A 21,844-nucleotide genomic window follows, 5' to 3' on the forward strand; every position below is an offset into this window, starting at 1 on the left:
TCGGGCAATTATGGGAATCGTAATTTGTAAGAGTAAATAGTGAATTTTATTGAAAAAAGCAAATTACCCAAACGTTTGGGATTATATTTTTAATAAAATAGGCTTAAAAAATAAATTTCTTCAAAATATAGTAGCTTGTATATGCAGCTCTATAACGTCTCGGCCGCCCGAAATAACACCAAATCCGGCCCGGCCGATTAGTCGCCTATGCGGCCCGTGCCCAGCCACCGCGCCACGGGGTAGCGGTTGTGGCCCGCCTCGTGGTAAGCCGAGTTTTGGTACACCCATTCGAGTTGGGCCGGGCCGTTGGCGGCAAAGGCGGGGTTGTCCTGCTTCAGCTTTTCCAGTCGCGCGCGCAGCGGGGCATTGGCCCGGAGCAGGTCGGCGGCTACGTCCTCAAACACGTAGTCGGAGAAGTGTTCTTTCTGCTGGAGTATGCTGTCGAAAAAGCCCCATGCAAAAAAGGAATCGGTGGCCTGCGGCTCCAGCGTCTCCAGCAGGTAGCGCACGGGCACGTTGCCTTCGAGGTACACCACGTAGTCGCCCGGCTGGTAGGTGGCGGTTTCGGTGGCCGTGCGCAGCCTCACTTGGCTGTGCAGGTAGTGCCCCTCGTAGGGCCGGGGCGTGGACTTGAAATCCTCCACATAGTACACCTCCACGGGCACGCGCACTTCCTTGGTGAGTGGCGTCAGGCTCGCGCCGTTGCGGCGCAGCAGGTCCGCCACTTCGCCCCAGGCCTGGGGAATGAGGTAGGCCGTGGGCCGGCGGGCGGTGGCGGTGGGCTGGTAGGTGTTGAAGTAGGGCACGGGCCGGGTAAAGGGCGCGGCGCGGTCGTAGTAGAGGCGGGGCTGCCCGCTCACGTCGCTGGGCTTCGTGCGGCCCTCGTAGCCGCGGAACTGCACCGTTTCGGTCTGGCTTTCGTCCAGGGTCCAGGCCAGGGGGAAAGTGGTTTGGGTGGCCAAGTCGGCGGTAGCCTGGGCGCGGGCGGCGGCGAGCGACCCGGCCTGCGCGGCCACGGTTTCGAGCATGGTTTTCAGGAAGTCGTAGGTGGCATGCACGCGGGGCGCGTACGCCTTGAGCATGTGCGTCTCGGGCATGAAGCCGATGGTGTTGAACAGGGCCGCGTAGCCGGTGGAGTAGCGCGGCGATTCCAGAAAAGCCCGCAGGCCGCTCTCGGGCGTCGGTCCCTCAAAGTCCACGTAGGGCGTCATGGGCCATTTTTTTTGCGCCATGCCCTTGTACAGGGCCGGCAGCAGCTGGCCTTGCAGGTAGCGCCCCAGCGCCGGCGCCAGCTTGCTGTGCTGGGTGGCGATGAGCGTCATCGTGTACTGGTAGTCGGCCCCGTTGGAGGTGTGGGTTTCCACGAATACATCGGGCTGCCACTTCTGAAACAGCGCCGCAAACGAGCGGGCATTGCGCGAGTCCTGCTTGATGTAGTCGCGGTTCAAATCGAGGTGGCGGGCGTTGCCCCGAAAGCCGTAAGAAGCCGGGCCGTTCTGGTTCACGCGCGTGGTGCTGTTGCGGTTCAGGGCGCCGCCCACATTGTAGATGGGCACGATAACCACGGTCACCAAATCCAGCAGCTTTTGCAGCTTGGGCTGCTGCATCAGGTCGCGGGCCAGCATCATGCTGGCGTCGATGCCCTCCGGCTCGCCAGGATGAATGCCGTTTTGGATGAACAGGACGGGCTTGCGTGCGGTAAGCTTTAGCTTGCCGTCCAGGTTCCGGGTTTCTGCTGACGGCAAGCTAAAGCTTACCGCACTGCTCAGCACCACCTCGTGCAGGGGCTGGCCCGAGTCGGTGGGCCCGGCCTCGGCCAGGTGCATTTGCTTCGGGTAGGCCGCGGCCAGCTTCTTATAGTAGGCCACGCATTCGGCGTGGGTGGCCGTGGTGTTGCCGGCCGGGTCGTTTTCAAACGGCGTGCGCCAGGCCGGCGCCGGGGCCGGAAGGAGGGAAGTAGTCATGAGCGCGGCCGCGAGTAAAAGAGTAAGCATGCCGCAAAAGAACGAACTCCCCTCCTTACCAAGGAGGGGACGCTGGCGCGAAGCGCCAGCTGGGGTGGTTGTAGGCGTTGGCCCGCGCATTGGGGCGGCGTTGGCCCGCGCATTGGGGCGGCGTTGGCCCGCGCATTGGGGCGGCGTTGGCCCGCGCATTGGGGCGGCGTTGGCCCGCGCATTGGGGCGGCGTTGGCCCGCGCATTGGGGCGGCGTTGGCCCGCGCATTGGGGCGGCGTTGGCCCGCGCATTGGGGCGGCGTTGGCCCGCGCATTGGGGCGGCGTTGGCCCGCGCATTGGGGCGGCGTTGGTTCGCGCGTTGGCGCTGGCGTTGGTTCGCGCATTTAGTCGTCAACCAACGTCAGCCTGACGCCCACAACCACCCCAGTTCAAACCAAAGGTTTGAACATCCCCTCCTTGGTAAGGAGGGGAGTTCATTACTTCCTTACCAGCCTACCGCACGCGGCTGCCAAACAGCCGCTCATCCAAACTGTAGCGCCCTGGCCCGGCCAGCAGCAGGCCCAAAAACACAAACGCCGATTCCAGCGCGTGCGCGTAGCCGCCGAAGCCGTCGCCCTTGCTCAGGTGCATCACCGTGGCCATTATCATGGTGACGAGTAGGCCGAAGCAGGCCAGCCGGAACCAGAGGCCCACGGCTAGCAGCAGCCCGCCGCCAAATTCCGCCAGGGCCGCCAGAAAACCCCAGAACGTGGGTGCGAAGCCCAGCCCCACGCTGCCCATCACCCCGCCGAGGCTAGCCCAGGCCTCCGGGCCGCCGGCCAGCTTGGGAAAGCCGTGCACCATAAACATGACGCCCAGCCCGACGCGTAGCAGCAGTAAACCCAGGTCGTGAAAGCGGTAACGGTTGTTGAAAATCATTGGGATGTAAAGTGAAGTGAGCGTTTCAAACCGCTAATTACGACGGCTACGCTATAACGTGCTGCGTTTGGCTTCAAAACATTTTTCAACCGGCGGCGGTAGGCGAGGGGCCTACCTTTGCAGCCGGCCCGGCCGGGCTTTACCCTTTTACTCCTGATTTTATGGCAGCTTCCCGCCCCCTTATTCTTGTTTCCAACGACGACGGCATCACGGCACCCGGCATCCGCTGCCTGGTCGAAACCATGCAGGCCCTCGGGGCCGAAGTGGTGGTCGTCGCCCCCGATTCCCCGCAGTCCGGCATGGGCCACGCCATCACCATCGGCCACCCGCTGCGCCTGTCCAAAAACCCGATTTTTGGCTCCGATGTCGAAGCCTACGAATGCTCCGGCACCCCGGCCGACTGCGTAAAAATCGCCAAGCATTATGTGCTGAAGGACCGCACGCCCGACCTCGTGGTTTCCGGCATCAACCACGGCTCCAACGCCTCGGTGAACGTGCTGTACTCCGGCACTATGTCGGCCGCCATCGAAGCCGCCATTGAGGGCCTGCCCGCCGTGGGCTTCTCGCTGTGCGAGTACGGCCCGAACGCCGACTTCTCGCACGCCGCCGAGTGGGTGAGCCAGGTGTGCCGCCACGCGCTGGAGCACGGCATTCCCGCCGGTACGGCCCTGAACGTTAACATTCCCAAAAACTCGGATACGCCCATTGCCGGCCTGCGGCTGGCCCGGCAGGCCCGCGCCAAGTGGCAGGAGGAGTTCGACCGCCGCCTCGACCCCTATCAGCGGCCCTACTACTGGCTCATCGGCTCCTTCGTCAACCTCGACCACGGTACCGATACCGACGAGTGGGCCCTGGCCAACAACTACGTTTCCGTGGTGCCCTGCCAGTTCGACCTCACCGCCTACGCCGGGCTTCAGCAGCTTAGCACCGCGTGGCAGCTGCCCCTGCCCGTGGGTGCCGAAGTGGCCGCCCCGCCGCAGCCCGTGCCCTCCGGCGACTACGGCCCCGCCTCGCTGGGCTAGCCGGTTGGGCGGCCCGTTGCCGCCGCTTCCGACAGCGGTGGCAACGGGCTTACCCGATAATGAGTTAATTTGTGGACCAGTCCCAATCCGCTTCCTCCAAAACCTGTTCCATGACGGTACGTCACTTTCTCTGTTTTTTATTACTGGCCGGTCTGGCCCTCTTCGGCGGCGCTGCGGCCCAGGCGCAGCGCCGGTCGCAGGGCAAGGTAAAGCCGCTGGTAACCACCATCTACCTGGTGCGCCACGCCGAAAAAGACACCATCGGCAACCCCAAAGACCCGGCGCTGACGGCCGTGGGCGAGGTCCGCGCCCTGGCTTTGCGCAAAGAGCTGGCCCCCCGCAAGCCCGAGATATTGTTCACCACCGACACCAGGCGGACGCGCGCCACGCTGGCGCCCCTGGCCGCCGCCCTGAACCTGGAGCCCCAGGTTTACAGCGGGCGCGAGACCACGGCCCTGGCCCAACGTCTGCGCCGCGAGTTTATGGGCAAAACCGTGGTAGTGGTCGGCCACTCCAATACGCTCATTCCGCTGATTGAATCCCTGGGCGGCACCTCGCCGGTCGAGCAAATCGGTGACGATGAGTACGATTACCTGTTCACCGTCCGCATCACCGAAGGGGCGTTGCCCAAAGTAGGGGTGCAGGGCTACGGCCCCGAGCGCCGGCTGCTGCCCACCGACAAGGCCGCCGACCAGCGCTAGGCGCACCGAGCCGTGTACTTTAGTGCCGGGCGCCGGTTTCGGGGCCCTCTATTTTCTTTTATGAACAAGATGAATTCTGCCGCCTGGTACCGGCGCCTGGCCCTGGCTGCGGCCTTGCTGACCGGCCTGGCCCCCGCGCACGCCCAACGGGCTTCCAAAAAAGCCAAAGCCACCCAGGCCACCGCTCAGGCCAGCCGCGTCGACCCTACCGATTCGCTGGCCCTGCGCAAAATATTTGATGAAGCCCTGCTGCGTGGGCAGAGCTACGAAAACCTGCGCTACCTCACCGGTACCATTGGGGCCCGGCTTTCGGGCTCGCCCCAGGCCCAGCAGGCCGTGGAGTGGGGCAAGCTCACCATGGAAAAAGCGGGGTTCGACCGCGTTTACCTGCAGGAAGTGATGGTGCCGCACTGGGTGCGCGGCAACAAGGAGCGGGGCGAAATCGTGGGCAACAAGGGCAAGGAAATTAAAGTGGCCCTGTGCGCCCTGGGCGGCTCGGTGGGTACCAATGGCAAGCTCAAGGCCGGCGTGGTGGAAGTGCGCAGCTTTGAGGAGCTGCGCAACTTGCCCGAAGCCGACGTGAAAGGCAAGTTCGTGTTCTTCAACCGGCCATTCGATGATGCCCTTATTGAGTCCGGTACGGCTTATGGCCGGGCCGGCGACCAGCGCCGTAGCGGTGCCAGCGAGGCCGCCAAGCGCGGTGCAGTGGGCGCCCTGGTGCGCTCCCTCACCAGCGCCCGCGACGATAACCCGCACACGGGAACCATGAGCTACGACCCCGCCGTGACCAAAGTGCCGGCCGCCGCCCTCAGCACCCTGGCCGCCGACCAGCTGAGCCTGCTGCTCAAAGCCAACCGCGACCTGGAGTTTGAGCTGCAGATGGAATGCCAGACCCTCCCCGATGAGAAAAGCTACAACGTGGTGGGCGAAATCAAAGGCTCCAAATATCCCGAGCAAATCATCACCGTAGGCGGCCACCTCGACTCCTGGGACCTGGGCCAGGGCGCCCACGACGACGGCACCGGCGTGGTGCAGAGCATCGAGGCGCTGCGCCTGCTGCGCGCCACCGGCTTCCGGCCCGAACGCACCGTGCGGGCCGTGCTCTTTATGAATGAGGAAAACGGCAACCGGGGCGGCATCGAGTACGCCCGCCTGGCGGCCCTGAACAAGGAAAACCACCTCGTCGCCATTGAGTCGGATGGTGGCGGTTTCACGCCCCGCGGTTTCAACGTGGAAGCGGAGCCGGCCATGCTGGCTAAGCTGGCCGTGTGGGGGCCGCTGCTGGAACCCTATCACGCCAGCAGCCTCAAGGCCGGCCACGGCGGCACCGACATCGGCCCCCTGAAAGCGGCCGTCAATCCCAAAGCCCTCATCGGCTACGACGGCGACTCGCAGCGCTACTTCGACATCCACCACACCGCCGCCGATACCTTTGATAAGGTGCACAAGCGCGAGCTGGAGCTGGGCGGTGCCAGCATGGCCTCGCTCATTTATTTGCTGAGTAAATACGGTTTGTAGGGGCTTGGTGCTGTATTGCTTGGTCCGTTGTAATCTGGTGTCAACTCCAGGCCAGGGGGTGAGGTCCACACCAGATTACGACTGACCCAAAAGAAAGGAAATTACTGGCCCGGTAACGCCGGAATTAACAGCGTGTGAAAAAAAACTGGGTGTGCCTGTGGGTGAGTTTGGGACTGCTGGCTGGGGCGGAAGGGGCCTGTGCGCAACGCCCGGCTGCGGCCCCGGCTACGCGCTACTGGGTAACGCTGAGCGACAAAAAAGGCGTTTCCTTCGACCCCAGGCGCTACTTTTCGCCGCAGGCCCAGGCGCGGCGGCAACGGCAGCAGCTGCCTGCTTTTGAGGCCAGCGACCTGCCCGTGCGGCCCGACTACCTCGCCGGCATCACCGCCGTTGCCGACACAGTGACGCTGGTAAGCCGCTGGTTTAATGCCGTGGCTTGTCGGGCCACGCCCCGTCAGGCCGCCGCCTTGCAGCACCTGCCCGGCGTAGCCAGCGTGGTGGCCTGGCCCCAGGCCGCCGGCGCAATAGCCGCCCGCCAAGCCGGTGCTTCGCTCGAAGGGGAACCGACCACGCCACTCAAACCCATCTCGGCCAACGACTACCTGCTGGCCCGCCGCCAGACGGCCCACCTCGACGGCCCCGCCCTGCGAGCCGCGGGCCTGGAAGGTCACGGCGTCCGGATTGCCGTGTTCGACGTAGGTTTCCGGGGATTGCTGGCGCATCCGGCCTTTCAGGAGCTGGTCAAAAACAAGCAGATTATCGCCACCCGCGACTTCCTTCGCAACCGCGACGACGTGTACCAGAGCGGCAGCCACGGCACCGAAGTAATGGGCTGCCTGGCCGGCCGGCTCCCGGCGGCTGCTGGCGGCGCGCCGGGCCCGGCCCTGGGTTTGGCGCCGGCTGCCGGCTACCTGCTGGCCCGCACCGAGCAGCTGGGCCGCGAGCGCTACGCCGAGGAAGAAGCCTGGCTGGCCGCCGCCGAATGGGCCGACCGCCTGGGGGCGGACATCATCAGCTCCTCGCTGGCGTACACCGAGCAGCGGTATTTTCCGGAGCAGATGAACGGCCGCCGCAGCCTGGTGTCGCGCGCGGCCAACCTGGCGGCCCGCAAGGGCATGCTGGTGGTGAGTGCCGCCGGCAACGACGGCGACAACGACTGGGTGCGCATTGGCACGCCGGCCGATGCTGACTCGGTGCTGGCCGTGGGCGGCCTCGACCCCGAAACCGGGCTGCACGTGGATTTTAGCTCCTACGGCCCCACGGCCGACCGCCGCCCCAAACCCAACCTGGCCGCCTTTGGCATTGTGCTCACCACCACGCCCAGGGGTTATGAGCGGCTGGAGGGTACCTCGTTTTCGGCGCCGCTGCTGGCGGGGTTCGCGGCCTGCCTGCGGCAGCAGAACAAGGAAGCTACCGCCATGGAGCTGTTCCGAACCCTGGAAAAATCCGGCGAGCTGTTCCCTTATTTCGACTACGCCCACGGCTACGGGCGGCCCCGCTACCAGTACACCAGCTCGCCTGGCCGCCCCGTTACTGCGGCAGCGCCGGGCCCCACGTTCGATTTTATTGCTCACGACAGCCTCGTGGCGGTGGTTATCCGGCCGGAGGCCGCCCTGCGCCCCGCCGATCTGCTGCCCATGCTGGTGGAGCAAAGCGGCATAGCCGTGCAAGTGGCTTTTGAGGGGCTGGCCGAGTCCCAAATCCCGGCCCGTGCGCTGCCGCTGCCGGTGGGGCAGCCAGTACCGCTACCGTTGCCGGAACCCAACTACCCGCCCTATCTCTACTGGAACCTGGCCGACCGGCGCGGGGTGCTGCATCGCTACGAAACCCGCGCCGTAACCCAGCGGCTGGTAGTGCAGGTGCCGCGCCGCCTGCTGCAGAATGGCGAAGTGCTCAAGGTTCATTTCAAAGGATATACCGGCACGTATTCGGAATGATAAACCTCTCTACCACAACTTACGCCCATATTTTCGACATGCCGCCGCGCTGGGGATGGCGCCTGGCCCTGGCGACGCTTCTGCTGGCCGGCGCTACCCGGCCGGCGCGGGCCCAGCAAGTGCTGGTGCAGGCCAACGTAGCCGATGACACCATAAAAACCGTGTTTGGGGCCAATAGACGCTATTTTGGTCATTTCTATGCGGGCTACGGGCTGGTGGCGGGCCCGGCCGGCCGGGGCGCGGCGCTTCGCTACGGACTGGGTTCATCGGAAGGGCGGCTGGGCGGGCGGCTCAAGTTTCGGCTGAGCCAGGCGCTGGCCGTCAACCTGGACCTGGGCTATGCTTACCTGCGGTATGAGCTGGCCCAGAACGCGCAGAAAACCGTGCCCAATGCTGCCTTGCATCGGCACGAGAAGCTGGGTCAGCACCAGATTTTTTCCGAAGCCAGCCTGCGGTTTAATGCGGGCCGACGCGGCAACTCCGTGGGCCGCTACCTCGACTTGCTGGCCGGCGGCGGCTGGCTGGCGGGCACCAACCACGTCACCCAAGGCGAGCCGGCGCCCGGCATCGGCGCCGTGGAAACCACCGAATCGGGCCTGCCGTACCTGCGCCGCTGGACCGGCGGCGTGGGCGCCCGGCTGGGCATCGACCGCTACGCCCTGGTGGGCCGCTACCGCTTGTCCAGCGCTTTTGGCGATGATTATGCCGGCTGGCCGGAGCTGCCGCGGTGGGTGGTGGGCATCGAGCTGGGTTTGTTTTGAGCGAATTAGTGGCGTTAAAAACCTTGATATACAGCCTGTAGTCTAAGATAAAAGGTTGGTTTTAGGATTGCAGCGGCTTCTCCTTGCCGGGATAAGCGTCCGGTTAGGGCAGTTCAAATGGTAAAAGAGGTTGCTTGGGGCAGCAAGTTCTGGAAAAAGCAAACCCATCCTGCGGCCTTTGTCGTAAAATCCCCGCCTAGCGGTTTGGGCTTTGTTTTTGCTCTTGTATTTACGCCTGCGTTTTCGGTCCCTATCTTCGTGCAGCAACAGCCGTTCTTTGCCCGGCAATCCCCATTTTTTATGAAAACCCCTTCTTTTAAAATTGCCGCCCTCGCTTTCGTTGCCGGAGGGCTTGCCTTGCAGCTCACGTCCTGCGTGAGTACCGAGCGCGAAGTGAGCAGCTCTACCGTGGACCCGCGCGCGACGTACACGCCGCCGGCGGCCGGCGACCGTACCCGCGTAAATGGCCGAACGGTTTTGAACACCGTGAGCCGGACCCACAGCTTCTCCCGGCCCGATACCAAAGACAATTTTATTCTGCAGTTGCGCGGCCCGCGGGTACTCACCGCCCAGGCCCACCTCATTGTTACGAGCAGCACCGGCGACACCCTGCGCCACGAGGTGCTGCCCGCCCGCGCCCTCATCAGCGAGCGCGCCCTGATTGACCCGCAGGCCTCAACTGTGCGCGAAAAGGAAATTGCGATTTTGCAAGGCATGAACAGCTTCTTCGCCGATGGCCGCTTTTCGCAGCCGGCGTTGATGCCCGATGCCCGGCAGCCCGCCGAGATGGATTCCAAAACCTGGGCCGCGCTGCGTGAAGACCCCTCCATCGTGGGTTTCGACTACGTGGGCGCCGGCGGCTCCGAGCGCCGGATGGCCTACGTGCCCAAGCTGCAAAAGGCGGTGGTTATCAATCAGTAGCAGCGGGCTTGGTTCTGATTTCCTTCGCTGAACCTGACTTAATTCAATCAACTCATGAAATTTATTCTCGCTTTTGCTGCCTTATTGGTAGCCATTCTGCTCTTCATCCGCTTCGTACCGTCGGCCCCCATCAACCCGGTGCTGCCCGTAGAAGGGGCCCAGAAGGAAGTGAACGGCCACAACGCCGAAGTGCCGCCCGGCGATGAAGATTCGCCAACTACCGAAGAAGAAGCCGAGCAGGGCGCTAGCAGCAACGTAGTGCCCGCCGCCGCCGGTCAAACCTTCGGGGCGGCCATTACCCCGGCCGGCGCCCTGCCCATGAGCGCCATCGCCACCGCCCTCGGCACCCGCGACTCGGCCCAGGTGAAGCTGACGGGCAGAGCCAGCGCCGTGTGCCAGGCCAAAGGCTGCTGGATGACACTAGCCACTGCCGACGGCAAGCAAATGCGCGTTCGGTTTAAGGATTACGCGTTTTTTGTGCCCAAAGACCTCACCGGCCGCAACGTGGTGGTGAGCGGCTGGGCCCACCGCAGCACCGTTACCAAGGCCGATTTGCAGCACTACGCCCGGGACGCCGGCAAATCGAGTCAGGAAATTGCCGCCATCACTCAGGACGAGCAGCAGCTCACTTTTATGGCCGATGGCGTGCTAATACAGGACTAAGCATTAGATGCTGATAATAAGAGTACTAGAAAGGCCGCCCGTGAGGTGGCCTTTTCTCGTTTATGGCCCGTTTTGAACCGTTGGCGTAGCTTGCATCATTAGTTGAAATGAACCGTTTGGCCGCGTCTGGCCCCCTGCTCATGTCCGATTCTTCCGCTGTACAGCAACGCATCCTGGCGCTCTCCGAGCGGCTTCACCACCTCAACCATCAGTATTACCAGCTCGACATTTCGGAGATTCCCGACCAGGAATTCGACCAGCTGCTGGCCGAGCTGCAGCAGCTCGAAACTGAGCATCCTGGCCTGGCCCTGGCCAATTCGCCCACCCAGCGCGTGGGCGGCACCATCACCAAGCAGTTTCCCACGGCCGAGCACCGCTACCCCATGCTGAGCCTCGGCAACACGTATTCGGAGGACGACCTGCGGGAGTTTGACGAGCGGGTGCAGCGCGGCCTCGAAGGCGCGCCCTACACCTACGTCTGCGAGCTGAAGATTGACGGGGTGGCCATGAGCCTGCGCTACGAGCACGGCCAGCTCACCCAGGGCGTGACCCGCGGCGACGGCACCCGCGGCGACGTGGTGACGGCCAACGTGCGCACCATTCGCACGCTGCCGCTGGCCCTGCGCCCCGGCCCCAACCAGCCCGAGGACTTTGAAGTGCGTGGCGAGGTGTTCATGCCCCTGCCGGTTTTTGCCGAGCTGAACGCCGAGCGTGAGCAGAACGGCGACGCCCTGCTCGCCAACCCGCGCAACGCCGCCAGTGGGGCGCTCAAGCTGCAAAACTCTGCCCAGGTGGCGGCCCGCAAGCTGCGTTTCTATGCCTACTCGCTGCTGACGCCGGGCCGCCATTTCGCCTGCCACAGCGCGGCGCTGGAAGCGTTGGGTAGCTACGGCCTGCCGGTTTCGGATACCTGGCGTCGCTGTGCTACCATTACCGAAGTACTGGATTTCGTGCATCAGTGGGCCACACAGCGCTTCGATTTCCCGGTGGCTACCGACGGCATCGTCATCAAGGTGGATGATTTGCGGCAGCAGGACCAGCTGGGCTACACGGCTAAAAGCCCGCGCTGGGCCATTGCCTACAAGTACCCGGCCGAGGCGGCCCGCACCCGCCTCAACGAGGTGCTCTACAACGTGGGCCGCACGGGGGCCGTGACGCCAGTGGCCGTGCTTACGCCCGTGGCGCTGGCCGGCACCGTGGTGAAGCGCGCCACCCTGCACAACGCGAACCAGATTGAGCTGCTCGACCTGCGCCTCGGCGACCTGGTGTACGTGGAGAAAGGTGGCGAAATTATTCCCAAAATCACGGGGGTGGACCTAAGCGCCCGACCCGCCGAAGCCGTGCCCATTGTGTACCCCACGGCGTGCCCGGCCTGCGGCACGGCCCTGGTGCGGCCCGAGGGCGAAGCGCATTTCCGCTGCCCCAACGAGCGGGGCTGCCCGCCCCAGCTCAAGGCTCGGCTGGAGCATTACATCTCCCGCAAGGCGCTGAACATCGATGGTCTGGGTGCCGAAACGGTGGGCCGTTTCTTCGATTTGGGCCTGGTGACGACGCCCGCCGACATTTATGAGCTGCCCGCCCGCCGCGCCGAGTTGGTGACGATGGAACGCATGGGCCAAAAAAGCATCGATAACCTGCTTGCGGGCATCGAAGCCAGCCAGCAGGTGCCGTTTCCGCGCGTGCTGTTCGGGCTGGGAATTCGGTACGTGGGCGAAACCGTGGCCCAGAAGCTAGCGGCCCATTACCGCACCATTGACGCGCTGCGGGCCGCTTCGGCCGAAGAAATGGCCGCCGTGCCCGAAGTGGGCAGCGTAATTGCCGTGGCCGCCAGCGAGTGGTTTCAGCAACCCGAAAATCAGCGCGAGCTGGAGCGCCTGCGCCAGGCCGGCGTGCAGCTGGAAGTGACTGGCGAAGCGCCCGTGCCCGCTTCCGACCGCCTCGTGGGCCTCACGTTTGTGCTTTCCGGGGTGTTTGAGCAGCACAGCCGCGACGAGCTGCAGCAGCTCATTATTTCGAACGGCGGGAAAATTACCGGGTCCATCAGTAAAAAACTGAGCTACCTGGTGGCCGGCGAAAACATGGGCCCCGCGAAGCGTGAGAAGGCGCTGGGTTTTAAAGTGCCCATCATTTCTGAAACGGAGCTGATGGTGCTGCTGCCCGGCCCTGGCGAAGCCCCGGCCGTAGGCTCTGCTATGGCCGCCCCGTTGCCCGGTCCGGGCCAGCAGAGTTTGTTATTGTAGTTTAATTATCTGATTTTCAATATGATGTGACCTTAATGACTTATCAAGCCAAGACGTGCGTAGTATCAGCAACTAAGCAGCTGTGCAAAAGCAACCGCACTTTGAAGAGCTAGCAACCAGTTGATAATCATAATGTAAAGATTGCGGCTTGCAGCTTAAAGCTCACTGCTAAACAGGACCGGGAAGGCTGATTTCCACATAAACAGGAATTTTCAGCCAGGAAACAGGGGAAAAGTTATTTCGGCTGAATTATTGTCCTGCGATTTAACGTACCGATATTGTACCTCCATTATCCCACCCATGCGAATCATTACTTTACTGCTGTTGCTGCTCGGCCTGGGAGGCGTGGCCTCCCCGTTGCGGGCGCAATGTCTCGCGCTTGATGAGCTGCTGCGCATTGGCGCGGCTCCCACGGCCCTGGTGACGCCCCAGGTCGTGACCCAGCAATTGGCAGCTGACTGGGTTTATACCGCCCCCGGCGCATCTTCGCGGGAAGCATTCTGGACCTTTCCGGCTCCGGACGGTACCGCGGCTTCCCGGCTCAACGTGCGGGCGCAGCGCCCCGGCCAGGACGTGGTGTTCAAAACCACCCAAGCCTCCTGCGTGCGCCAGCTGCGCAGCGAGCTCAAAAGCCAGAAACTCGAAGCCCAGCCCGTGACCTGCGCCGGCTGCGAGGCCGTTCGGTATAAAAGCCCCGATTTTGAAGCGACCATCTATAGCGAGATGAAGGGCGACTTCCCGTTTGTAGTGGTCATTCACCAGGCCGGAACCGTGATTCAGGACCCCGCCGCCAAGCGCGGTGCGCAGGTTGCCGCGCCGCTGCCAGCAGTGGAAATTGCCCTCGCCACCCAATTGCTGGCCGACCCCCGCTCCAAAATTCTGGACGTGCGCACGCCCGAAGAATTTGCGCAGGGCCACCTGCAAGGTGCCCAAAATGTGGACTTTCGGGCCTCCGACTTTAAGCAGCAGTTGAGCCTGCTGGACCCCGCCGGTCGATACGTACTCTACTGCGCCACGGGCAACCGCAGCGGTCGGGCGGCAGTAGTGATGAAGGAGCAGGGCTTTGAGTCCGTCATCAACGCGGGTGCTTACGACGCCTTGCAGGCTGCGGGCGCCAAGTAGGCCAATATGGTCCCGCCTGGCGGGCAAACCGCGGCTAAGCGGGTCGGGATTTTGGTTTTTAAGCCTTTCTGCCTGCTGCCGTTACAGCGCGGCTGGTAACCCGGACCGCATTCCGGCGTATTTCTGTAAAGACCCGGCAGGTGGCTGCCGGGTCTTTTTGGTGAGTGCGTTCCCATTCGGGCCACTTCATATTACGCCTTTTTGTATGACAAATGAAACCCTGACGCCGGAAGCCCTGCCGACGAAACACCTGTATGAAATGGGGCTGATTGGCAACTGCGCTTTTCTGGCCCTGGTTAATAAGGATACTTCCGTGGCGTGGCTTTGCTGGCCGCGCTTCGACAGCAGCTTTGTGTTTGGCAGCCTGCTCGATTCCAAAAAAGGGGGCGAGTTTAGCGTCCGGCCCGCGCAGGGCGGCAGCTTCAGTTCGGAGCAGTATTACGTGGAAAACACCAACGTGCTGCGCACGGAAATCACCACGGCCGACGGGCGCTACCGCGTCACGGACTTCGCGCCACGCTTCGCGCAATACGAGCGCTACTACAAGCCCCTCATGCTCATTCGCAAACTGGAGCCGCTCGAGGGCGCGCCCCGCGTGCGCGTAGTCTGCGACCCGGTGGGCGAGTACGGCAGCAAAACCCTGAGCCGGCGGCGCAGCTCCAACCACATTGCCTATCTGGGTTTGGAAGAGGAGATTCGCCTCACCACCAACATCCCGCTCACCTACATTCTGGATGAGGAAGATTTTGCCCTCAACGAGCCCAAGTACTTGGTGCTTACGTATGGGGCGCCCCTGGAGGCCCCGGTAGAGAGTACTTCTGAGCGGTTTTTGAGCAGCACGCTGGAGTACTGGCGGAAGTGGGTGAAGAGCATGAGCATCGGCAATTTTCATCAGGAGCAGGTCATTCGCTCGGCGTTGGCCCTCAAGGTGCACCAGTACGAAGACACCGGCGCCATCATCGCGGCCAGCACCACCAGCCTGCCCGAAGCGCCCGGCAGCACCCGCAACTGGGACTACCGCTACTGCTGGATGCGTGACACCTACTACATCCTGACGGCCTTCAACAACATCGGCCACTTTGAGGAGATGGAGCGGTATTTCCACTACATCGCCAATATTTCGACCAAGGTGAAGGGCAAGTATCAGCCCCTTTACGGCATCAGCGGGGCGTCGGAGCTGGTGGAGCAGGAGCTGGATTTGGAGGGCTACATGGGCAACCAGCCGGTGCGTATTGGCAACGATGCCTACACTCACGTGCAGAACGACGTGTACGGCCAGGTGCTGGTGGCACTGCTGCCGCTCTACGTCGACCAGCGCTTCGTGAACCCGGACCGTACCAACCCCGAAGCCCTCATGTACGAGGCCCTGGGCCTGATTAAGACCACGATGGATGTGCCCGACGCGGGCCTGTGGGAATTCCGCAACCTGGCGCAGTACCACTGCTACACCTACCTGTTTCACTGGGCCGGCAGCCACGCGGCCCGCAAAGTAGCCCGCACGCTCGGCAACACAGCTATGGAGGCGCTGGCAACCGAGCTGAACGAAGAAGCGGCTCGCCGCATCGAACAGTGCTACAGCCCGGAGCTGGGCGCCTACACCAACGCCATTGGCTCGCCACACCTCGACGCCAGCACCTTGCAGCTTATCCTGATGGGCTACCTCGACCCGAATTCGGACCGGGCGCGGAAGCACCTCGAAGCCCTGGAAAAGGAGCTGAAAACGGCCGAAGGATTGTTTTACCGCTACCGGCACGCCGACGACTTCGGTACCCCGGAGACCACCTTCCTCATCTGCTCGTTCTGGTACGTGGAGGCCCTGGCCGTGGTGGGCCGTACCGACGACGCCATCCGCGAGTTTGAAAAACTCATCGGCTACACCAACCACCTGGGCTTGCTCAGCGAGGACGTGGACGCCAAAACGGGTTCGCAGTGGGGCAATTTCCCGCAGGCTTACAGCCACGTCGGGCTCATGAACGCCGCCTACCGCATTGCCAAGAAGCTGGACCAACCTGGCTTCATATAAACGGTTTCCTGATTGCATAAAAAGAGCCCCTGACGCACGTTGCGTCAGGGGCTCTTTTTATGCAATCAGGAAACCCAATGGGCCTATGAGTTGGCTGCTACAGCAGCTGGCGCAGCAGGTTGCGGACTTCCGTAGTGCTGGCTACGCGGAAGCGGGCCAGCGACCGGGGCGCGCTGCCCACTTTCACGGTGTAGGCGTCGGAAGGCAGCGCCCGGAAGGTGTCTTCATCGGTCCGGTCATCGCCGAGGGCCAGGATAAAGTCGGGTTCGTGCACGCTCACCCAGCGGGCGGCCGCCGTGCCTTTATGGATGCCTGCGGTTTTAATCTCGACTACTTTATTGCCTTCCAGCACCTGCAAATCGGTGTTTGAAGCCAAGAACGTGAGGTGACTCATCATCTCGCGGGCGCGGCCGGCAGCCAACTCGGCATCGGCCCGGCGGAAGTGCCAGACCAGCGAATAGTCCTTTTCCTCAATAAAGGAGCCCGTCGTACGGTTCACGTACAAGTCCAGCACGGGGCGGATGTCGCGCTTCCAGTCGGCGCGTAGCTCCTGAAACAGCGTCCATTCCTGGCCGGCCCGACGCAGCCACACGCCGTGCTCGGCAATGAAATCGAGCGGCAGATGCCCCAGCCAGCTCTCCAGCGTCGCCCGGTCGCGTCCACTGATGATAACCACTTGGTTATTGGGGTTGTCGGTGAGGGCGCGCAGCAGCAGGCGCAGCTCCTGGTCGGGCTGGGCGCGCTGGGGGTTGTTGTGGAAAGGCGTGAGGGTGCCGTCGTAATCCAGCAGCAAGAGCCGGCGCTTGGCCCCCTGGTATTCGCTCACCAGCCGCTGCGCTACTTTCGTTGTGAGCATGGTGGTAGCCAAGGTGAGCTGCTGCTCTTTGGCATACTGCAGGCGGTCCATAAACAGCTTGGTCCAGGAAAAAATATCGTACTGCTGCACCAGGGCCTGCATGTTGGCCATGCGGGTAATTTGTTCGTCCTCAGGCATTACCAGCGCCTCGTGCAGGGCCTCCACCAGCTTTCCCGTATCGGTGGGGTTGATGATGAGGGCGTCGGACAGCTCGCGGGCGGCACCGGCCCGCTCGCTCAGGATAAGCACACCGCGCTGGTCGGTTTTGCTGGCCACGAACTCCTTGGCCACCAGGTTCATACCGTCGCGCATGGGCGTCACCAGGGCTACTTCGGCCATCTTGTAGAGCGCAGCCAGTTCCTCCAGCGGAAACGAGCGGTAGAAGTAGTGCACCGGATTCCAGCTAATGGTGCGGTACTGCGCGTTGATGCGGCCCACCAGCTCATCAATTTCCTCCTTGAGGGACGCATATTGCGCCACTTGGTCCCGTGAGGGCACCACCACCATGAGCAGGCTCACCTGGCTGCGCCATTCGGGGTAGCGCTGGAGCAGCAAATCGAAGGCCCGCAGCCGCTGGGCGATGCCTTTGGTATAGTCGAGCCGGTCGATGGAAAGGATGACGCGCACTTCGCGCAGGGCCTCGCGGTATTCCCGCACGTGGTTCTGGGCCTGCGGTGATACTGCCGCCTCGGCGTAGCGGGCGTAGTCGATACCCATGGGAAAGGCATCGACCAGCACCGTCCGCGTGGCGGTTTCCACCTGGCCGTTCTGGCTGGGCAGGCCCAGCAGCTGCGACACTGAGTTGAGGAAGTGGCGCATGTCGCCGAAGGTATGGAAGCCGATGAGGTCGGCGCCGAGCACGCCGCGCAGCAGCTCCTCGCGCCAGGGCAGCACCCGAAACAGCTCGTGCGACGGAAACGGAATGTGCAGGAAAAAGCCAATCGTGGCATCCGGCCGGGCCTTGCGCAGCATCTCGGGCAGCAGCAGCAGCTGATAGTCGTGCACCCAAATGGTGTCGTTGGGGCCGGTTTGGGCCAGCACGGCCTGGCAAAACTTCTCATTCACCGCCTTATAGGCTTCCCAGAGGACGTCGTCGTAGCGGGCGAGCTGGGCGAAGTAATGGAAGGTGGGCCAAAGCGTGCCGTTGCTGAAGCCCTCGTAATAGTCCCGGATTTCGGCTTCGGTGAGGAATACCGGGGCCATGCTGTCCTCGGCCAGTTGCTGCCGCACGTACTCTTCCTCCGACTCGTCCTGCACGTACAGCCCCGGCCAGCCCACCCACAGGTTGCCATCGGCCCGGTAAATAGAGCCCAGGCCGGTAGCCAGACCGCCCTCACTGGGCTGGAAAGTAAGGTTGTCCTCGGTACGTTGGATTTTTATGGGCAGGCGGTTGGAAACAATTATAGTTCTAGGCATAGCACGCGGTGCGGTTGGTTAATCCAGGGGTTTACGGAAAAACAAGCCATTTGACCGGGTTTTAGTGAGAATAGGTTCTCACCGTTTGGGCTTAAAAACTGCTCAAAAGCATGGTTTTTAAGCAATGAGACCTATTTGTGCTGACTCTAAATTCTCCGCTTAGAAGCTATATAGGCAGTTACCTGCTCCCACAAAAAAGCCCCGACCTTGCTAGGTCAGGGCTGTATTCAAAAGCAACACTGAGGAGGGCATCAGGCCTCATATTGCAAAAGTAATGGGGTTGTCAACTACCTGTTTTTGGATGTTAGTCAGGTCACCAGGAATTGCCAAGAGCTGATAACTAATAGCTGGCAGCTTAAAACGACTGCACGATGTTGTTACGTAGCGTCTTGGGCGTCCAGTAGCCGCTGGCGATGATGCGGCGGATGGTGAAGAGCGGGTCGTTCTGGTCGCGCTTTTCGGCCAGGCTGAAGGCGGCCACGAAGCCCCGGGACTTCAGCTCCGGGAACGCCTGGGGGTTCCAGAGGCCAAAGGGATAGGCGAAGTAGCTGATTTTTTTGCCCGTGATTTCCTCCAGCGTTTTGGTCGGCTTCTCAATTTGCGTTACCCAATCCTGGCCCTGGTATTTTTTCACATTGTGGTGGTCCCAGGTGTGCGAGCCGATGACGTTGCCCTCGTCGGAAAGCTGTTTGATGTTGGCCTTGGTCATGTAGCGCGGGCGGCCGATGCTCACCGTCATAACGAAATAAACCCCCTTAAAGCCGTACTGCTCCAGGGTGGGGCGGGCCACCGTGAACTGGTCAAGGTCGGTGTCGTCGAAGGTGAGCATGATGGGCTTGCTCGGCAGTTTGGCCCCCATGGTCATGTAGGCGTAAAGTTGGTCGGGGAGCACGGTGTGGTAGCCGGAGTCGGCCAGCATCTTCATCTGAGCTTTGAACTGCGCCACCGGAATGATGTAGTCCTTAGCACCTTTCGAGTCGCGGGCCGTCCAGTCGCGCACCTGGTGGTAGCACAGAATAGGCACTTGGGGCCGGGCCAGAATGGCGGCGGCATTGCCGGTGGCGCTGGCCGGAATAGTTTTGGGGTCGGGGGCGGGCGTGGCGTTGGCCTCGTCGGTGGCAGTGGCGCGGGTACCGGAAGTACCGGCTTCGGCCGGGGCGCCGGCAATGGCTTCAACGGTGGCGGAGCTGGTGCCGGCCTCGCCCAATGTGGCGGTTTTAGAGTCGCAGGCGGCTACGGCAAGGGCCACCAGCAGGAGGGATGCGGAAGGGAGTTTCATGGAGACTGAGCCGCGTCGCACGCGCCCGCCGGGTGGGGCAGGTTTGAAAAATGAGGGAGATAGTCGGGGTCGCGTGCGACGCGCCCCTACCTTTGTACTGTACAAAACTAACCCCGAACCCTGCGCATGAACAACTCCGGCACCCGTCTTCCTGCATTTCATGGTACGGGCGTGGCCCTGGTCACCCCCTTCACTGCTGACTTGGCCGTAGATTATGCCGGCTGGCGCCGGCTGCTGGATTTCTGCATTGAAGGCGGCGTGGAATACCTGGTGGTGAACGGCACTACCGGCGAATCGCCCACGACCACTACCGACGAGCGGGCCGAGCTGCTGCGCGTGGCCAAAGAGCAGGTGGCCGGCCGCGTCCCACTCGTCTACGGCATCGGCAGCAACGACACTGCCGCCGCCGCAGACCTGTTCCGCACCACCGACCTTACGGGCATTGCCGCCGTGCTCTCGGCCAGTCCGGCCTATAATAAGCCCACGCAGGCCGGCCTGCTGGCCCACTATCAGCGCCTAGCCGATGCCAGCCCCGTGCCCGTGATTCTCTACAATGTGCCTGGCCGTACGGCTTCCAACATCAGCGCCGAAACTACGCTGCGCCTGGCCCAGCACCCCAACATCATCGGCATCAAGGAAGCCAGCGGCAACATGGAGCAGTGCCTGAACATTGCGGCCAGCAAGCCGGCAGATTTTCTGCTGCTCTCGGGCGACGACATGCTCACGCCCGCCCTCATTGCCTGCGGTGCCGAGGGCGTGATTTCGGTGTTGGCCAACGCCTTCCCACAGCGCTTTTCCGACATGACCCGCGCGGCCCTGGCCAGTGACTTTGCCGCCGCCCGTACGGGCCTGTTTCAGCTGCTCCCGCTGAACCCGCTGATGTATGAGGAGAGTAACCCCGTGGGCGTAAAAGCTGCTCTGGAAAGCCTGGGCGTGTGCGGCGCGGCCGTGCGCCTGCCCCTCCTGGAAGCCACCAACGGCCTGAAAGAGCGGATTCGGAGAGTGCTTTAGGGGGCTTAAGCAGTGGTGCAAAAGTAACCGTAGCAAAAAAGCGGGTCATGCTGAGCTTGTCGAAGCATCTCTACCGCACCGTTGAAACTGCCCAATGGTGCGGTAGAGATGCTTCGACAAGCTCAGCATGACGGTCAAAACTCAATACGATTACTTATGCGTACCTGCTTAGTTATCGGTTGTCGAAGTAATAATGCACTAACAACTGCCAACTAGCAACCGACAACTAAAAAGTTACCAGCCGCTGGCCAGCACATCGGCAACGTGCAGGCACTTGAGCGGGAGCTTTTCCTTTTTGATGTACGCCTCCAGGTGCATCAGGCAGCTTACGTCGGTGCTCACGATAAAGTCGGCGCCGGTAGCCAGAGCGTACTCTACTTTTTGCTGGGCCATGGCCACGGAAATGGCTTCAAACTTCACGGCAAAAGTGCCGCCGAAGCCGCAGCAGGTGGTGGTTTCGGCCATTTCGAGGCGTTCTAGCCCGGCCACGCCGTCGAGCAGCTGGCGCGGCGCGGCCCGAATACCGCACTCGCGCAACGCGGCACAAGAGTCGTGATACGTGTATTTGCCCGCCAGTTGGGCGCCGGGAATAGCCGTGATTCCTAGCACATCCACCAGAAATTCGGTGAGCTCATACGTGCGGCCCTGCACGCCCCGGCAGGCTGCCTGCTGCGGCCGGTCCGCAAACAGCTCGGTATAGCTGTTGCGCACCATGCCCACACAGGAGGCCGAAGGGCTCACAATGTAGCGCAAAGGCGCGTTCTGGCCGGTTGGTGCTGCTGGAGCGGCAAAATCATTCAGGAACTTCTCCGCTACGGCGCGGCTCTCTGGGTGATGGCCGGCATTGTAAGCGGGCTGCCCGCAGCAGGTCTGCTCCGCGTTATAGTTCACCTGCACCCCAACCCGCTCCAACACTTTCACCATGTTCAGGGCGGTGGTGGGGTAAAGCTGGTCAACGAAGCAGGGAATGAAGATGTCAACGTGAACGTTTGGCATGGCGGGAAGGCTTTCGAGGGGTGGACTTACTGACAAGGAGCTGTTTGCGCCTAAAATAAACTATAAGCAACAGCATGAGTAGGCAAAACAAGCTTCCAATGCGGTTCAATAGCGTATTCTGGCGCAGTCCAACCAGCACCGTGCCATCGGCTTCAAGCTGGTATATAAACGCCTCATCTGCGGCCAAATCCAAGTCGTAGTAAGCCGTGACAACTGCGGCATTTCGCAATTGCTGTTCCCATTTAAATGGCATTGAAACCATCGTATCTGTCGCTCGGGTACCGACATTGAGCTTAAGCGTAACCGGGGTCGCGCGAAGCCGGAGCAACATCATGATTGTCTGGTTGCGGCTGCCTTCCAATTGGTAATGAACTTGCTGTACCTGTCCGCTGGCCTTGGTCAAATTCTCCAACGAACGACTGCTACGGTAGCCTAATAGCGCCGTGCAATACAGGAATACCATTATTACCATTACCAAGACCCACCGTGGCTGCTGCTTATTCAC

Annotated in this window: 17 protein-coding genes; 11 read left to right on the forward strand and 6 right to left on the reverse strand. The window is 62.2% G+C overall.

Features of this window, described 5'->3' with window-relative positions; all coding sequences use genetic code 11:
• Positions 1-197: 197 nt before the first annotated feature.
• Together GM79_RS05405 and GM79_RS05410 are read right to left on the reverse strand one after the other, a co-directional pair.
• Complete coding sequence (locus tag GM79_RS05405) at positions 198-1,964, reverse strand: M14 family metallopeptidase (RefSeq protein ID WP_235183923.1); 1,767 nt, start codon at positions 1,962-1,964, stop codon at positions 198-200.
• Positions 1,965-2,447: 483 nt separating this feature from the next.
• On the reverse strand, positions 2,448-2,873 hold the full coding sequence (locus tag GM79_RS05410) for a DoxX family protein (RefSeq protein ID WP_035560420.1): 426 nt from the start codon (positions 2,871-2,873) through the stop codon (positions 2,448-2,450).
• Positions 2,874-3,034: 161 nt separating this feature from the next.
• Between GM79_RS05410 and surE the strand changes: the two genes are divergently transcribed.
• The 10 genes from surE to GM79_RS05460 all read left to right on the forward strand — a co-directional run bounded on the left by surE (position 3,035) and on the right by GM79_RS05460 (position 15,781).
• Complete coding sequence (gene surE, locus GM79_RS05415; protein ID WP_081867569.1) at positions 3,035-3,895, forward strand: 5'/3'-nucleotidase SurE; 861 nt, start codon at positions 3,035-3,037, stop codon at positions 3,893-3,895.
• Between the two features lie 110 nt (positions 3,896-4,005).
• Positions 4,006-4,596: a histidine phosphatase family protein gene (locus GM79_RS05420; RefSeq protein ID WP_051718545.1), complete on the forward strand. Its 591-nt coding sequence runs from the start codon at positions 4,006-4,008 to the stop codon at positions 4,594-4,596.
• 69 nt (positions 4,597-4,665) lie between these two features.
• Complete coding sequence (locus GM79_RS05425; protein ID WP_152559853.1) at positions 4,666-6,114, forward strand: M20/M25/M40 family metallo-hydrolase; 1,449 nt, start codon at positions 4,666-4,668, stop codon at positions 6,112-6,114.
• A gap of 134 nt (positions 6,115-6,248) precedes the next feature.
• A complete protein-coding gene (locus GM79_RS05430; protein WP_035560423.1) occupies positions 6,249-8,051 on the forward strand; it encodes a S8 family serine peptidase in 1,803 nt (600 codons plus the stop codon).
• Entirely contained in the window at positions 8,048-8,812 is a 765-nt protein-coding gene (locus tag GM79_RS05435) for a hypothetical protein (RefSeq protein ID WP_035560425.1), read from the forward strand. Before GM79_RS05430 ends, GM79_RS05435 begins: the two co-directional genes overlap by 4 nt.
• Positions 8,813-9,112: 300 nt before the next feature.
• Positions 9,113-9,733, forward strand: a complete 621-nt coding sequence (locus GM79_RS05440; protein ID WP_152559854.1) for a hypothetical protein — start codon at positions 9,113-9,115, stop codon at positions 9,731-9,733.
• 54 nt (positions 9,734-9,787) lie between these two features.
• Entirely contained in the window at positions 9,788-10,396 is a 609-nt protein-coding gene (locus GM79_RS05445; RefSeq protein ID WP_081867570.1) for a DUF4920 domain-containing protein, read from the forward strand.
• Positions 10,397-10,536: 140 nt separating this feature from the next.
• Positions 10,537-12,636: an NAD-dependent DNA ligase LigA gene (gene ligA / locus GM79_RS05450; RefSeq protein ID WP_081867574.1), complete on the forward strand. Its 2,100-nt coding sequence runs from the start codon at positions 10,537-10,539 to the stop codon at positions 12,634-12,636.
• 300 nt (positions 12,637-12,936) lie between these two features.
• A complete protein-coding gene (locus GM79_RS25725) occupies positions 12,937-13,758 on the forward strand; it encodes a rhodanese-like domain-containing protein (RefSeq protein WP_200875584.1) in 822 nt (273 codons plus the stop codon).
• Between the two features lie 205 nt (positions 13,759-13,963).
• On the forward strand, positions 13,964-15,781 hold the full coding sequence (locus GM79_RS05460) for a glycoside hydrolase family 15 protein (RefSeq protein ID WP_051718546.1): 1,818 nt from the start codon (positions 13,964-13,966) through the stop codon (positions 15,779-15,781).
• Positions 15,782-15,878: 97 nt separating this feature from the next.
• Here the strand turns inward: GM79_RS05460 and GM79_RS05465 are convergent, their stop codons facing one another.
• On the reverse strand, positions 15,879-18,053 hold the full coding sequence (locus tag GM79_RS05465; RefSeq protein ID WP_035560429.1) for a bifunctional alpha,alpha-trehalose-phosphate synthase (UDP-forming)/trehalose-phosphatase: 2,175 nt from the start codon (positions 18,051-18,053) through the stop codon (positions 15,879-15,881).
• A gap of 355 nt (positions 18,054-18,408) precedes the next feature.
• Positions 18,409-19,332: a polysaccharide deacetylase family protein gene (locus tag GM79_RS05470; protein WP_035560431.1), complete on the reverse strand. Its 924-nt coding sequence runs from the start codon at positions 19,330-19,332 to the stop codon at positions 18,409-18,411.
• A gap of 126 nt (positions 19,333-19,458) precedes the next feature.
• On the opposite strand from GM79_RS05470, the gene dapA reads away from it, so the two are divergent.
• Positions 19,459-20,343 carry a 4-hydroxy-tetrahydrodipicolinate synthase gene (gene dapA / locus GM79_RS05475; RefSeq protein ID WP_035560433.1) on the forward strand — a complete coding sequence of 295 codons (885 nt, stop codon included), beginning with the start codon at positions 19,459-19,461 and terminating at the stop codon, positions 20,341-20,343.
• 234 nt (positions 20,344-20,577) lie between these two features.
• Here the strand turns inward: dapA and GM79_RS05480 are convergent, their stop codons facing one another.
• Together GM79_RS05480 and GM79_RS05485 are read right to left on the reverse strand one after the other, a co-directional pair.
• The gene (locus tag GM79_RS05480; protein WP_035560435.1) at positions 20,578-21,339 is read right to left on the reverse strand and encodes a (Fe-S)-binding protein; all 762 of its coding nucleotides are present in this window, start codon (positions 21,337-21,339) and stop codon (positions 20,578-20,580) included.
• Complete coding sequence (locus GM79_RS05485; protein WP_152559855.1) at positions 21,320-21,751, reverse strand: hypothetical protein; 432 nt, start codon at positions 21,749-21,751, stop codon at positions 21,320-21,322. The genes GM79_RS05480 and GM79_RS05485 overlap by 20 nt, the downstream gene beginning before the upstream one ends.
• Between the last annotated feature and the right edge of the window lie 93 nt (positions 21,752-21,844).

It is taken from the genome of Hymenobacter sp. IS2118 (assembly GCF_000715495.1).
In the GTDB taxonomy this organism is placed as follows: Bacteria; Bacteroidota; Bacteroidia; order Cytophagales; family Hymenobacteraceae; genus Hymenobacter.

Coding starts and splice junctions, on each gene's coding strand:
- GM79_RS05445 (WP_081867570.1), top strand. CDS start 9,788: ATGAAATTTATTCTCGCTTTTGCTGCCTTATTGGTAGCCATTCTGCTC.
- GM79_RS05435 (WP_035560425.1), top strand. CDS start 8,048: ATGATAAACCTCTCTACCACAACTTACGCCCATATTTTCGACATGCCG.
- GM79_RS05470 (WP_035560431.1), bottom strand. CDS start 19,332: ATGAAACTCCCTTCCGCATCCCTCCTGCTGGTGGCCCTTGCCGTAGCC.
- surE (WP_081867569.1), top strand. CDS start 3,035: ATGGCAGCTTCCCGCCCCCTTATTCTTGTTTCCAACGACGACGGCATC.
- GM79_RS05465 (WP_035560429.1), bottom strand. CDS start 18,053: ATGCCTAGAACTATAATTGTTTCCAACCGCCTGCCCATAAAAATCCAA.
- GM79_RS05440 (WP_152559854.1), top strand. CDS start 9,113: ATGAAAACCCCTTCTTTTAAAATTGCCGCCCTCGCTTTCGTTGCCGGA.
- ligA (WP_081867574.1), top strand. CDS start 10,537: ATGTCCGATTCTTCCGCTGTACAGCAACGCATCCTGGCGCTCTCCGAG.
- GM79_RS05425 (WP_152559853.1), top strand. CDS start 4,666: ATGAATTCTGCCGCCTGGTACCGGCGCCTGGCCCTGGCTGCGGCCTTG.
- GM79_RS05405 (WP_235183923.1), bottom strand. CDS start 1,964: ATGACTACTTCCCTCCTTCCGGCCCCGGCGCCGGCCTGGCGCACGCCG.
- GM79_RS05480 (WP_035560435.1), bottom strand. CDS start 21,339: ATGCCAAACGTTCACGTTGACATCTTCATTCCCTGCTTCGTTGACCAG.
- GM79_RS25725 (WP_200875584.1), top strand. CDS start 12,937: ATGCGAATCATTACTTTACTGCTGTTGCTGCTCGGCCTGGGAGGCGTG.
- GM79_RS05460 (WP_051718546.1), top strand. CDS start 13,964: ATGACAAATGAAACCCTGACGCCGGAAGCCCTGCCGACGAAACACCTG.
- GM79_RS05410 (WP_035560420.1), bottom strand. CDS start 2,873: ATGATTTTCAACAACCGTTACCGCTTTCACGACCTGGGTTTACTGCTG.
- GM79_RS05420 (WP_051718545.1), top strand. CDS start 4,006: ATGACGGTACGTCACTTTCTCTGTTTTTTATTACTGGCCGGTCTGGCC.
- dapA (WP_035560433.1), top strand. CDS start 19,459: ATGAACAACTCCGGCACCCGTCTTCCTGCATTTCATGGTACGGGCGTG.